11 protein-coding genes are annotated in these 13,601 nt (G+C 30.8%); 2 read left to right on the top strand and 9 right to left on the bottom strand.

What is annotated here, in order from left to right; genetic code table 11:
• Positions 1-2 precede the first annotated feature (2 nt).
• From LJY17_RS14015 to LJY17_RS13990, 6 genes are all read right to left on the bottom strand, one after another.
• Positions 3-2,288, bottom strand: coding sequence for a hypothetical protein (locus tag LJY17_RS14015; protein WP_264544437.1), 2,286 nt, complete (start codon positions 2,286-2,288; stop codon positions 3-5).
• 155 nt (positions 2,289-2,443) lie between these two features.
• The gene (locus tag LJY17_RS14010; protein WP_264544436.1) at positions 2,444-5,143 is read right to left on the bottom strand and encodes a TonB-dependent receptor; all 2,700 of its coding nucleotides are present in this window, start codon (positions 5,141-5,143) and stop codon (positions 2,444-2,446) included.
• A 57-nt stretch (positions 5,144-5,200) separates the two neighbouring features.
• Positions 5,201-6,076, bottom strand: coding sequence for a GLPGLI family protein (locus LJY17_RS14005; protein ID WP_264544435.1), 876 nt, complete (start codon positions 6,074-6,076; stop codon positions 5,201-5,203).
• A 108-nt stretch (positions 6,077-6,184) separates the two neighbouring features.
• Positions 6,185-7,003: a GLPGLI family protein gene (locus tag LJY17_RS14000; RefSeq protein ID WP_264544434.1), complete on the bottom strand. Its 819-nt coding sequence runs from the start codon at positions 7,001-7,003 to the stop codon at positions 6,185-6,187.
• Between the two features lies 1 nt (position 7,004).
• A complete protein-coding gene (locus LJY17_RS13995) occupies positions 7,005-7,925 on the bottom strand; it encodes a carboxypeptidase-like regulatory domain-containing protein (RefSeq protein ID WP_264544433.1) in 921 nt (306 codons plus the stop codon).
• A 47-nt stretch (positions 7,926-7,972) separates the two neighbouring features.
• Entirely contained in the window at positions 7,973-8,140 is a 168-nt protein-coding gene (locus LJY17_RS13990) for a hypothetical protein (RefSeq protein WP_264544432.1), read from the bottom strand.
• Between the two features lie 169 nt (positions 8,141-8,309).
• On the opposite strand from LJY17_RS13990, the gene LJY17_RS13985 reads away from it, so the two are divergent.
• Entirely contained in the window at positions 8,310-9,098 is a 789-nt protein-coding gene (locus tag LJY17_RS13985; protein ID WP_264544431.1) for a hypothetical protein, read from the top strand.
• On the top strand, positions 9,098-9,712 hold the full coding sequence (locus LJY17_RS13980) for a deoxynucleoside kinase (protein WP_264544430.1): 615 nt from the start codon (positions 9,098-9,100) through the stop codon (positions 9,710-9,712). Before LJY17_RS13985 ends, LJY17_RS13980 begins: the two co-directional genes overlap by 1 nt.
• A gap of 31 nt (positions 9,713-9,743) precedes the next feature.
• Here the strand turns inward: LJY17_RS13980 and LJY17_RS13975 are convergent, their stop codons facing one another.
• The 3 genes from LJY17_RS13975 to LJY17_RS13965 all read right to left on the bottom strand — a co-directional run bounded on the left by LJY17_RS13975 (position 9,744) and on the right by LJY17_RS13965 (position 13,519).
• Complete coding sequence (locus LJY17_RS13975) at positions 9,744-12,170, bottom strand: sodium-translocating pyrophosphatase (protein ID WP_264544850.1); 2,427 nt, start codon at positions 12,168-12,170, stop codon at positions 9,744-9,746.
• A 108-nt stretch (positions 12,171-12,278) separates the two neighbouring features.
• On the bottom strand, positions 12,279-12,809 hold the full coding sequence (locus LJY17_RS13970; protein ID WP_264544429.1) for an inorganic diphosphatase: 531 nt from the start codon (positions 12,807-12,809) through the stop codon (positions 12,279-12,281).
• 98 nt (positions 12,810-12,907) lie between these two features.
• Entirely contained in the window at positions 12,908-13,519 is a 612-nt protein-coding gene (locus LJY17_RS13965; protein ID WP_264544428.1) for a DNA-3-methyladenine glycosylase family protein, read from the bottom strand.
• Positions 13,520-13,601 lie beyond the last annotated feature (82 nt).

The raw sequence follows: 13,601 nt of genomic DNA, 5'->3' as shown, positions 1-13,601 counted from the left end.
ATTTATAATTTCCCAGATTTTATCTTCTTAAGAGTTTCCTTGATCTCATTTTTTATTATTTGATCTTCAACCATATCTGAATATTTAACTGCAAGTTCCTGTGTTTTCAAAGCCTTAGTTTTTTCACTATTCTTGTAATATAGTTGTGCCAAAGTATCCAAATAATAAGCATTGTTTTTTTGCATAATCAAACTGGTTTCAGACCAATTTATTGCTTTTTGAATACTCTCTGAATTAACTGATTTTTTAACCACAAACCATGCTACATTATTAATCATATTAGAAATAGAGTTTTTAAAATCAATCCACCCAAGATTTTGATTAACTGAGTATAATTTATCTAATGATTCTATACTGTTTTTATTATTGCCAAAGTGAATATTAAAAAAAGTTTCAAAATCATTTACATACTCATTTTCTAAATCATCAGTCTCTGCTAAACTATTTATGAGAGTAAAATAATTTTGAACAACATCTATATTTTCATAATTTTCTAAATATAGTACCTTACTCAAGATATTTAGATCATTTTTTTTCTGACTGCTTGTTTCAGAATAATATACATTTGTACTAATAGCGTCTGATAAAATTTTATCGACTTTGACAGGAGCTTCAAATGAATATAAACTTGGATTGACAAGTACAAATGTTTTTTCTTTAAGTGAATTATAACGCTTTAGAATATAATCTATAGACAAATAGTCTGTTTCATTTAGTGATTTTTCTTTTTTGAAAATTTGATTTGTAAAACCTTTATTGCTTATTTCTCTTCCAATTAAATTTACTAAATCAAAATTTGGATTGCTATTTTTAGAATAACTTTCAATTACTTTTCTCCAATTCATACCGACTATCTTTTCGTTCCACTTTATAATTGGAAGGTCATAATCCATCTTAATTTCAGGAACTGAATAATCTACTGAATCATTATCCACAACACTTCCGGATGGAATTTCTCGTTTTTTTTCTGGATATTCATATTCTAAAGTTTCAATTTTCTTAAATGCTTTTAATAAAATCTCTGGACTTGAGTTTAGGTTGTTAAGTATTGAATTTGTTTCTTTATATACCAAATATTCATTTAAATCTTTCTTTAAACTAGTGTAAGAAGAAAAAAGATATCCTTTGTCATGAATACTACCAATTATTTTGGTTAAAACATTCCCTTTATAATCTGTAATAACGATTACTGGATTTTCATTAACTTTATACTTATCGAACCATTTTTTGTCTTTTTGAGATGCAATTACATAGCTAAATGGGTAACTATCTTTATACTTTGCTTCAGATAAAGAATAATAATATATATCTGATTGCTGATCATTTATAAAACTATCAAACTCTTTATCGAGATTATTATTCTTTGGATCATAAATAATTACCAAAAATTGGTTTTTATTTTTAGATACATCTTTCAAAGATTTAGTTAAATTTTTTGAAGTAGGAATTTTTATTGACTCATAGGCAGCGCTTGTTTCTGGGTAAGCCACAGCTGCAGAATCTACTACCGCAACAGCAGAATCAACAACTACTTCGCTAGGAGTAGCTATATAAGATTCTTTCCCTTCATAAGTCCAATTTTTTTCTGACTTGGATTCTAAAGGTTGAATTTCGTTTTCTACACTTCTTTCTAAAATATTCTCTAGCTTAAAAGTAATTGGCTCACGACTTGCCAAATCCGAAACAACTAATTCGTTGGTATCTTTGTTTAAGTAACCTTTAAGCTGTATATCTGATAAATTATTATACGTAAAATTTAAATCTATTTCTTTTACATTTTTAGGTAAGGCATATTTAGTATGCTCGCTTTTCCCTGAATAATTTTCATAGACAAGATAGATGAATTTAGAACGAGGAATTTCTATTGTAAATTCATTAGCCTCTGAGCTATCAATATCCTTTGCAAGCTCTTCTAATCTTTTATACTGAACAGGTAATTTTCCTTCTTGAGTACCTATATAAATATTTGAAAAATAATATAGAATTTGATCTTTCTTGATTTTTACTTTTATAACATTTTCTTGAATATTACTAGTTGAATTGGATGCCGTTAACAAAAAGTTTGATTTGTTTTTTATCTGATTACCAAAATAAAGTGAATCTCCTTTTTTCTGGTAATCCCCGTAAATCATTACTAACTCAAACTTATTTCCTTCTAATAAATTGAATTTAAATTTTTCATTTCTTGTTGTGGCAATGTACTTTCCTTTTTCTGAGTTTTTGTTTTGTGCAAACGAAGTAATTGCTAATAAGGAACAAAATATTGTTCCTAAAATCATTTTTTTCATCTTTTAATCATAGATTATTTACAAAATCAAAAGTAAGTATTTATTTACTTTCTTAACTAATAAAAGCCTCGTTATACGAGGCTTTTATTGCGTTAGCGGGTGTAGCTAACTACCGTGTAGTGCGAAACACGCGACCCGCGAGGGTAACGCCCTGATTACAATGCGTATTTTAAACTAAGTATTATATATCGAGGTTGTACTGAATAGGCCGAAAAACTACTTTGACCTCCCAACTGGTCAAAACTACTGTCATTTAAAGATGTAGTATTAAGCAAATTGGTCCCAGATAGTTTCCATTCCCATTTACTATCTTTCTTTTGATACATTATGTTTGCAGTTAAGAAATCATATTGGTTTTTAGATGTATTTGATTTATTTCTATTATTGAAGTAACTATACTCTGAAGTAAAAGAAAAAGCATCCCAGAAAAAATATTCTAACTTCACCGATGGACTATCTATATAAAAAACATCACTAAAATTGTCATTAATCGAATAGCTATACGCTAACTCTAAATTAGGCGCTTCTTTAAAATTAGTCGAAAATCTTAGATTATAATTCTGAGCAAAAGATTTAGTCATTTGAATAGATTCAGAATCATCCTGTGCTACTCTAATATTATTGAATTCGCTCCAATTTAAACTTAAACCAAACGAAGCTTTGTAGTATCTTAAAAATGATCTTCCATAGTTAGCCATACCAGAAAGTGTTTGATCTGCAAAATTAGAATTGATATTTACTGCTGAAGAAACTCTATTTGGACCAATAAGTAAAGCTCTGTTTTTAATAGCCTCAACCTGTTTAGTGTAAGTTATGTTTGCAAAAATATTCTCGAAATTAAACATGTTGTACTTAAAGTATCTTAAAGAATGTACTTGTGACAATGAGTTTTCAAGATACCTGTTTCCACTAAAAAGACTGTTATAATTTGAAAAAACATATCCTTGAGCCAATTTGCTTATATCGGTAAAATTATTAGCTAAAGAGAAATTATAGGTTAATGTTTCTGATTTTTTTAATTGCCATAGAGCATAAAAATCAGGCAAGATTCTATTAAATGAATTTTTATTTGAAAAATTTAATTGCTCATCATTTGTTTGATAATTATGAACCGAAAAACCGGGATTAAAAGTAAACTTGCCAGTTAAAAACTTATAATGTAATCCTAAAAAAACATCATTAAAACTATAATTTACATCATTGTTATTTTTAGCATCAGTTAAATTATTTTGTGATTGATTGTCTAAAATTTGGAAAATACTTGAGTCAAAATTTTGATATGAATATGTATTACCAATTGTAACGTTCAGATTACTCTTTGGCGTAAGCATATAATAATAATCTACTTTTGCATCTAGTTTATTGGTTTTAACAAATCTATTTTGCGTGATATTGTTTCTATCTTGAAAAATATTATATCCAGTCAAAAGGTTGGCGAAAATTGGCACTTGATCCAAATTTGCATTATAAAAAGGGTCTTCTGCTTGATATAAATGTTGTGTTTCAAAAGCAAATACATTCTTCTCATTTAATGTGTAATAATAATTGAGGTTTTGATTAAATGATAATGGTTGTTGCTTTTTATCTGTATAAATATCATTTAAAAGATTTGAAAAAACTGAAGTACTTTCTTTTTGATCAGACAACTTCAATAAAGCGTCATAATCAAAATGTAATTTTGTTGAAGGAACATAACTTGAACTCAATTTAAACAATCCTAAATTGGTTTGTTGAGTTGCTAAATCTTTTCTTGTTTCAGACAAATTATTAGGCAATCCAGTAGTAATTGAATTTGTCTCTATTTGTGATTTATTTGAAGAAAATATTCCAAAACCACTTAAAGTCCAAGTCTTTGAAGGGTTATAGCTAAAATTTGCAGCGCCAAATTTTGTATCAATTTCTTTGGCTTTATTGTTTCGTAATCCAAGAATTCCTAAATCGTTGGAAGAAACATTAAAATTTGTTCCCCCTTTTCGCATCATGTTTTTAAATCCGCCTGTGAATTTAAAATAGTCCTGCATGGTGAGAGGAAGCTCTCCAATATTATTCAAATTCCCAACCACATTAATGCTATACTTAGGATTGTAATAAAATAGTTTTGGATTGATTATATATCTATCTTCTTTATGGCCAACACCTATTCCCGCTGTTACATCTCCAAACCAGAAGTTTTTTTTCCCTTCTTTAAGTTTAATGTTTATAGCAACGTTTTCTTCATTGTTTTCAAGTCCTTTCAAGTTAGTAACTTCGTTGTAGTTTCGAAGCACTTGAATTTTATCTAAAGCATCGGCAGGAATATTTTTTGTTGCAATTTTTGTATCACCATCAAAGAAATCTTTTCCTTCAACCATTACTTTTTGGACCTTTTTTCCTTCAACTTCAATTTCGCCATCTTTGTTCACTTCTACCCCTGGGAGTTTTTTAAGTACATCTTCAAGTTTTCTTTCGGTACCATTTTTAAAAGAATCGGCATTATAAATAATAGTATCTCCTTTGACAGAAACAGGCATTTCTCTTACCACCTCAACAGTTGCCAATTCTGTAGCATCGCTAGTTAACGTAATATTTTTGTTTATGTTTTCAGTTCCAGTAGTAATAGTAATGTTCTTAGTTTTTAATCCTAAGAAAGTAAACCTAACATTATATGTAGAATTTGGATTTAAGAAAAGTTGGAACTTTCCTTTATCATTAGTAATTGAATACGAATCAACAGCTTTTGTTTGCTGATTCACAGCCATAACATTTGCCATTTCGAGCGCAATTCCAGTAGTATCTTTTACAATTCCATCAAATTTTACATTCTGAGCAAATGAAAATGTTGTAACGAATAATAGTAATAAGGTAATGTTTTTCATGTTTCAAAAAAAGGAACCTCCTAAGAGATTCCTTATTATTATTTTATAATTTAAAAATTAACCGCCGATTCTTATTTGCATACCACCATTAGCACCTCTTCCTTGATTCATTTCTCTGAATTCTTCCATTTTTTTGGTAACAATTTCGTCATATTCTTTTTGAGTAACTACTTTTCCTTTAGATGGCGCTTTAATTTCCTTTTTGTCCTTAACATTCATTACTACTTTTGAACAAAGAATTGTTGTTTTACCAGCATTTACTTCTAAAATAAGACCTGGTAATCCTTGATAATTCTCAGGACCTGTACTCACTGGAATTTCAGGAGTATACCAAGCTACAACCTCAATTTCTTTAGGCAATTCGCCTTCTTTCATTATATCTGTAGTTGGTTTTTTCTCTTTGTTTTCTTCAGACTTTCTCATTCTAAAATTTCTAAAATCAGATTTAGTAGCCTTTTGAGTAGTAGTTGCTTTGAAACATAAATAATCTCCAATTTGCTTCGTTTCCTGACTCAACTTCCACTTCAAGTTTGGTAATGTGTCCTGAATTAAAAACTCTTTACCCATCATTTCTTTATCGATAGCAAAAGTTTTTTCCTTAATGTTTTTATAATGAGTACCTCCACCTCCCATCATAGAGCCCATCATGCGAAATCCGCCTCCTTGAGTTCCTGGAGCTTCTAGTTTTTCTTCTTCTTTATATATTGAAGCTGATTTATCGAAGTTAAGGAAGAATGTTTTTTCGAAAACACTTTTCATTCTTTCCTCTATCATTTTCTTCATCTCAGGAGTTATGTCTTTATTCTCCTCCATTCTGCTTTTAAAATCGGCAGTACTGGTTTTAGATTCATAAACAGCCATTCCTTGAAAATCTTGTGCAAAAGTAAAAGCTGAAATTAATATGGTTGATACTGTGAAAATTATTTTTTTCATGATTAATGATTTAATACAACAAATATGACGAATGAATTCGTTTTTTGTTACTAAAGGTTTGTTAAATAACCAATAGGACTCTAAAAATCATTAAAGGTTTAACCTAAACTATTTTGTGAAATTTGTAGACTCTATTTCTCTAAGTTTTTTTTGAACAATTAAATCGTAGTCAGTTTTACTAATTTGTTGTCCTTTAGGAACTTCAATTTTGTTTTTATCTTTGGGATTCATTATAACTTTGGAACACAAAAAATTCTTCTCACTTGTATTAAGCTCTAAAATTAAGCCAGGAAGCCCCCAGAATTCTTCAGGACCGTTATTTACAGGAATTTCAGATGAATACCAAGCTGTTATTTCTTTTGGCTGCGGCTCCTTGATAGTAAGAAATGAAGTATTTCTTTTTTGTGCATCAGCCTTTTCCTGTTCGTATTCTTCTTTCTCTTCCTTACTTACCGGTATAATTGCTGTAGCTTTGTGGCAAGTATATTCACCTATTTGTTTTGTTTCTGCTAACAATTTCCAATTGTATTTTTGCAGTGTATCTTTTACGACAAATATTTTAGTCATTAAATCTTTTTGGGTATTTATGATTTTATCTTTTACACTTTTATGTAAAGAGATTGTTATACCATAAGGCGACCAAGAACCTCCATTTTCATTAGTGTTGTTTAAATCTACTTTTTCCTCTTCCTTGTATAGTGATGCATTTCTATCAAAAGATAAGGTAAATGTTTTAGTTGCTTCTTTTTTAAAACGCTCCTCAATAAATGCTTTCATTTTTGGATCCATTTTTGGATCATTCTGAAAATGAGCAAAGCTATCTTTATAACTCGTCATTACTTGATAAGTAGCCTGTCCTGATCCATTTTGAGAAAAAGCAGAAATAAGAGTTAACAACAACATAGTTGCAATAAATATTTTTTTCATATTATTTTTCGAATTTTACTTTTATATCGATTGCCATTGACTCATAAAACCGAATTTTTGTTCTACCATTTATTCCTGTTTTTTTAAACTCATCCTTAAAGTTAGGCCTATTGTACCTTACCCAACTCTCTACTTTCCTTATACTTGTCTTTTTTATAAATTTAATACCTGGTGCTATCGAAGCAAAGGTAGTTTTGGGATTTTTGTAATTTGAATTATAGACTTCAACTCCAACACAAACACCATCAAGTGGAAAATCAATATTATACTTTTCTAAATTAACTTCATAAATTTGAGTTTTATTGCCTGGCGATACAATTATAGATTCAGTATTAATTAGCTTTCCTGGTTTATCATTAATTCTATCATACTCATAAAAACTGATTTTAAAATCACTTATATAATCAAGTTTCCATTCTTTAATATCTGGATTATATTTTGCCGCTTTACTTAACGGAAACGAAATCGAAGTAATTTTACCGGCGTGACCACCAACATTTTCAATATAATTAACATGTTCTGTTCCAAACTGAAAACCAAAATATTCTTCTTTTTCATTATTCTTTTTGGCTGTAATTTTTATTGGGGCTGCATATTTTTTATTCTTTATTGCGACTTCATCTAGGGAATACGTTTCTGGGTATAGATAAATTGTATCGATTGATTCTTCTTTTCCGTCAAACAATATCTTAACTGTTTTATAGCCAACAAACGAAATTTTTAAGCTATCATGTTTTTTACCAGCAATTATAAATTCTCCATTAGACTTCGAAAAACAAGATTTTGAATTATTTACATTAAGAATAGTAACCAATTCTAGAGGTCTCTCATTTGTTGCATCTAATACGATACCTAAATGCTTTTGTGAAAATCCAACAAAACAAGAAAGTAATTGAATTAAAAAAAATAAAAATAGTCTCATTAAGTTAAAATAAAGCATAAGCCATTAGCTTATGCTTATTAAAAAAATTATCCTGGATTATATAATCCCATATCCAAATACTTGTTCCCATCCCAAACGTACAAATGACCATTTTGAATATAATTATGAACTCCATTTGGTGGGTTTTTAGCTAATGCTATTGCTGATGAAAACATAAATGTAACCATCAATACAAAAAAACTAATTTTTTTCATTTTAAAAAATCAATATAAAATAATCCTACTCTTTCGATTTTCGGCTTACTCGATAAAATAATATAAATGGCCATTTTACATTCTACGTAACAAATCAAAAAAAAAAAAAAACGAAAAACAAAGAAAAATCTTACTTTTTGAAATAATTAACTTTCATAACTTAGCTATTATGAAAAATTTAGCATTTACTTTATTATTATTCAGTGTTTTTGCACATGCTCAGTACACCAATTCTGTGGCTTCGCAAATGAACAAACAATTTATTCAAGCAGACAAATATATTGGTGAAGACTCTATGGGTTTTCAATATTTTATAAAAAACAACGTTTTGTTTAAAAAGAAAAATACTGATTTTTTACAATATAAAAATCCATCTTTAGGAAAAATAAGTAAAGTAGATATACAAAATCCACTGAGAGTAATTTTATTTTACGAAGGGTTTAATACTGTTATCGCTCTGGACAGTCAATTAAATGAAGTTCAAAAGGTAAACTTTTCTGAAAACACAAATAATATAGTTGCAACTGCTGTTGGTAGTGCATCTCAAAATAATCTGTGGGTTTTTAATTCGGTATCACAACAACTTGGTTTATTCAACTATTTAAAGAACACTTATCAAACAATAGGCCTTGTTTTTGAAAAAGGTATTAAGAACTATACTTCTGACTTCAATTATTTCTACTGGATCGACCAAGACAATAATTTTTATAGTTGTGACATCTTTGGAAAGAAAAAAATAATAAAAACACTTCCTACTTATGAATCGGTTTTTATTGTGGATGAGAAATTAGTTTTGTTAAAAAACAAAGAAAAACTCGTTATTTATGATTTAGAAAAAGATAAAATTATTCCTGTTGACAATATTGAAAAAAGCTTTAAAAGTTTTGAGTACAAAAACCAAAATTTAGCTATTTTTACCACCGAAGGAATTACAAATTATAAAATTAATTTACCGTAATGCACATAGCGATAGCAGGAAATATTGGAGCTGGAAAAACAACACTTACCAGACTTTTATCGAAACATTTTAAATGGGAACCACACTTTGAGGATGTAGATGAGAATCCGTACTTAGATGATTTTTACCACACAATGGATCGTTGGAGTTTTAATCTTCAAATTTATTTCTTGAATAGTCGTTTTCGTCAAATTTTAAAAATTCGCGAAAGCGGTAAAAAGATAATTCAAGACAGAACCATTTATGAAGATGCACATATTTTTGCACCTAACCTTCATGCTATGGGATTAATGAGTAATCGTGATTTTGAAAATTATGCTTCATTATTCGAATTGATGGAAAATCTTGTAGGGCCTCCTGATTTATTGATTTATTTAAGAAGTTCTATTCCTAACTTAGTAGGCCAAATTCACAAACGTGGTCGCGAATATGAAAACACAATTTCAATAGAATATTTGAGCCGTTTAAATGAAAGGTATGAAGCTTGGATTCAAACATATAATAAAGGAAAACTTTTAATTATTGATGTAGACAATATAAATTTTGTTGACAAACCTGAAGATTTAGGAACTATTATCAACAGAATTGACGCCGAAATAAACGGATTATTCTAAAATAAAAAAAGGCTCCCTTGGGAGCCTTTTTTTATTTTTCCGCTTCTGCAGCACAACAAGCCATTTTACATCCATCAACATTTTTAAACTTTCCTCCTTCATCAAAATGTGCCATACACATTTCTTTTTCTTCAGCAGAGCAGCCCATTTCGTCACACATTTTAGCGCATTCATCTTTTGTCATTGTGGTTAACTTAGCCATGTCACATTTTGTTGAATGTTTCATTTCACATTTCTCAGTTTTAGCACAACAAGAACCTTTCATTTCAGCTCCTTCTGAATGACCACTTCCTAAAATTGGTGCCATAACCAAACCAATTAAACACGTTAATTTGATTAAAATATTCATTGATGGCCCTGATGTATCTTTGAATGGATCTCCAACAGTATCTCCCGTTACAGCAGCTTTGTGAGCATCTGATCCTTTGTATGTCATTTCGCCATTAATCATAACACCAGCTTCGAATGATTTTTTAGCGTTATCCCAAGCACCACCAGCATTGTTTTGGAACACTGCCCAAAGTACACCTGAAACAGTAACCCCTGCCATATAACCACCTAACATTTCAGCGATTAATTGGTTGTTACTTCCGTAAACTAATTTACCTAATAATACAATTGCGATTGGAAAACCGATTGTTAAGATTCCTGGTAACATCATTTCGCGTAAAGCTGCTTTTGTAGAAATCTCAACACATTTTCCGTATTCTGGTTTACCAGTCCCTTCCATGATTCCCGGAATTTCTTTAAACTGACGACGTACTTCGTACACCATATCCATTGCTGCTTTTCCAACAGAATTCATCGCTAAAGCCGAGAAAACAACTGGAATCATTCCACCAATAAATAACATAGCTAATACTGGTGCTTTAAAAATATTAATTCCGTTAATTCCTGTAAACGTAACATATGCCGCAAATAAAGCTAGTGAAGTTAACGCTGCCGAAGCAATTGCGAAACCTTTACCAGTTGCAGCTGTTGTATTTCCTACAGAATCTAAAATATCTGTACGTGTGCGAACTTCTTTAGGTAATTCGCTCATTTCAGCGATGCCACCAGCGTTATCAGAAATTGGTCCGAAGGCATCAATAGCTAATTGCATTGCTGTAGTTGCCATCATCGCAGAAGCCGCTAAGGCTACTCCGTAGAATCCCGCTAAAGCATAAGTTGACCAAATAGCACCTCCAAATAACAATACCGTAGGGAAAGTAGAAATCATACCCGTTGCTAAACCAGCTATAACATTAGTTCCAGCACCCGTTGACGATTTTTGAACAATTGCCAATACTGGTTTTGTACCTAATCCTGTATAATATTCTGTTACAGATGAAATTGCACCACCTACAAACAATCCAATCAAAGTAGCATAAAATACTCTCATTGAAGATATTTGTTGTGCTCCTTCACCAAAGAACTCCATTGTCATTACTTCAGGCAACATTTTTTGTACCAAGAAAAAGCAAGAAACTGCTGTTAAAACAATTGAAACCCAGTTACCAATATTTAATGCTTTTTGAACTTGAGCTTCTTTCGCATTATCATCAGATATTTTTACTAGCATAGTTCCAATGATAGAGAATAGAATTCCGAAACCAGCAATTGCCATTGGCAATAAAATTGGGCCAATACCACCGAAAGCATCTTCAATTTTACCCCCCATATCTTTGATAACATAATTACCTAAAACCATAGCTGCTAAAACTGTTGCCACATACGAACCGAATAAATCGGCTCCCATTCCAGCGACGTCTCCTACGTTATCACCAACGTTATCTGCAATTGTAGCAGGATTACGAGGATCGTCTTCTGGGATACCTGCTTCTACTTTACCAACTAAATCGGCACCAACATCGGCAGCTTTGGTATAAATACCACCTCCTACACGAGCAAACAATGCAATTGATTCAGCACCAAGTGAAAATCCAGCCAAAGTCTCTAAAACTACAGTCATTCCATCAACATCTGTCCAAACTCCACCCATAAAGGTGTGATAGAAAAATATAAAGAATCCTGTTAATCCTAAAACTGCTAATCCAGCAACACCTAATCCCATTACCGTTCCTCCTCCAAATGAAACTTTTAAAGCTTGAGGTAAACTGCTACGAGCTGCTTGTGTTGTACGAACATTAGTTTTAGTTGCTATTTTCATACCCATATTTCCAGCTAAAGCTGAAAAAATAGCACCGAAAATAAAGGCAATAACTATTAATAAATGTGTTTTTACTCCTGGAAGAAAAGTAATTCCTGCTAAAGCAATACTTGCTATAATCACAAAAATTGTTAGAAGCCTATATTCAGCTTTTAAGAACGCTAAAGCTCCTTCGTAGATGTGTTCTGAAATTTCTTTCATTTTACCGTCTCCGGCATCTTGCTTAAGCACCCAAGCTCTTTTCGCAACCATAAAGGCCAAGCCAATTAATGCCATTACTATTGGCACATAAATCATTAATTCCATAATTAGTTGGTTAGTTAAATTTTAATTTTAGTTAATTCAATAACCAATATAAACAAAAAAGCAACATTTTAATAAAAATGTTGCTTTTTTAATACACTATCTTATGAACAATTAACGAATGCTAAATAATCCTTCTGGTTTATTTTCGATTGCGTTAAAACGATCAATACATTCTTTTAAAATTCTTTGCGCCTCATTTACATCTCCCCAACCTTCAACATCAACAGTTTTGTTTTCTAAGTCTTTATATACTTGGAAAAAGTGCTCAATTTCTTTTAAAAGGTGTGGATTAATATCTCCTAAATCATTTAATTTATTCCAAATTGGATCTGAAACTGGAACGCAGATTACTTTTTCATCTGGACCTTTGTCATCTGCCATGTGGAAAACTCCAATTGGTTTTACTTCGATAACACAACCAGGGAAAGTTGGTTTAGTTACTAACACCAAAACGTCTAACGGATCTCCGTCTAATGCTAATGTTTCCGGAATAAAACCATAATCAGCTGGGTACATCATTGAAGAGAATAACATACGATCGAAACGCATTCTCTTTAAGTCAAAATCATATTCATATTTGTTACGACTTCCACGAGGAATTTCAACTAAAACGTCGAAAGTTTTTACTTTATCTGCAGTCATTTTGCTTTCCTTTTTATTTTTTGAGGGTGCAAAGGTACGGCAAAAAGTTAGAAGTAAGCAATTAGAAATTAGAAGTTTTTCGAAAAAATTACTTTTTCTTAATACTGATAGGTAATTTTTCGACCTCGTTTTTGAAGATAATGATGCCAAAGTAAAAATGAAGCAAATGTTCTATGAGGAGACCACTTTTTCGCATACAATTCCATAGCATCCTTTTCATGGATATCTAAAAGTTCTTTCATAGTATTAACGATAGCAACATCACCAATAGGTAAAACATCTTCTTTTTTTAAAGAAAACATTAAATACACGTCAATAGTCCAATTTCCGATTCCTTTTAATTTGATAAGCTCAGCTCGAACCTCGTCAGCAGATTTTAAAGAAAGTGATTGTAAATCAATTTTATTTTGCAAAACTGCATCTGCAAGATGGTTGATATATTTTGCTTTTTGACGACTTACTCCCAAGGTTCTAAATTGCTCTTCAGTAATATGGATTAAATTCTCAGGAATAATATCTCCAACCACATCTCGCATTCTTAAAAAAGTAGCTTTTGCAGAATCTATTGAAACTTGCTGCTCGAGAATAAGTAAAACCAATGTTTCAAAACCTTCTGGACGTGACGGAATAATTTCTGGCAAACCATACTGATTTATGATTTGTTCAAAAATTTTGTCTTTTTGGATCAAATATTGAATTGCTTCTTTCATTGTTCAAAATTAGCCCCGATAGTAGCGGCATCCTTTTTTGTGGTCATTTCGACTACGCTCAATGACCACAAAAAAGATACAG

Source organism: Flavobacterium hankyongi (assembly GCF_036840915.1).
GTDB classification, from domain to species: domain Bacteria; phylum Bacteroidota; class Bacteroidia; order Flavobacteriales; family Flavobacteriaceae; genus Flavobacterium; species Flavobacterium hankyongi.
Note: the sequence above shows the minus strand (reverse complement) of the source record. Positions and strands in the feature narration are given on the sequence as shown.

What these genes read in the sequence shown, in the direction of transcription:
- LJY17_RS13970 (WP_264544429.1), bottom strand. Translation starts at nt 12,809, where the DNA reads ATGACTGCAGATAAAGTAAAAACTTTCGACGTTTTAGTTGAAATTCCT.
- LJY17_RS13995 (WP_264544433.1), bottom strand. Translation starts at nt 7,925, where the DNA reads ATGAGACTATTTTTATTTTTTTTAATTCAATTACTTTCTTGTTTTGTT.
- LJY17_RS13980 (WP_264544430.1), top strand. Translation starts at nt 9,098, where the DNA reads ATGCACATAGCGATAGCAGGAAATATTGGAGCTGGAAAAACAACACTT.
- LJY17_RS14000 (WP_264544434.1), bottom strand. Translation starts at nt 7,003, where the DNA reads ATGAAAAAAATATTTATTGCAACTATGTTGTTGTTAACTCTTATTTCT.
- LJY17_RS14015 (WP_264544437.1), bottom strand. Translation starts at nt 2,288, where the DNA reads ATGAAAAAAATGATTTTAGGAACAATATTTTGTTCCTTATTAGCAATT.
- LJY17_RS13985 (WP_264544431.1), top strand. Translation starts at nt 8,310, where the DNA reads ATGAAAAATTTAGCATTTACTTTATTATTATTCAGTGTTTTTGCACAT.
- LJY17_RS14005 (WP_264544435.1), bottom strand. Translation starts at nt 6,076, where the DNA reads ATGAAAAAAATAATTTTCACAGTATCAACCATATTAATTTCAGCTTTT.
- LJY17_RS14010 (WP_264544436.1), bottom strand. Translation starts at nt 5,143, where the DNA reads ATGAAAAACATTACCTTATTACTATTATTCGTTACAACATTTTCATTT.
- LJY17_RS13990 (WP_264544432.1), bottom strand. Translation starts at nt 8,140, where the DNA reads ATGAAAAAAATTAGTTTTTTTGTATTGATGGTTACATTTATGTTTTCA.
- LJY17_RS13965 (WP_264544428.1), bottom strand. Translation starts at nt 13,519, where the DNA reads ATGAAAGAAGCAATTCAATATTTGATCCAAAAAGACAAAATTTTTGAA.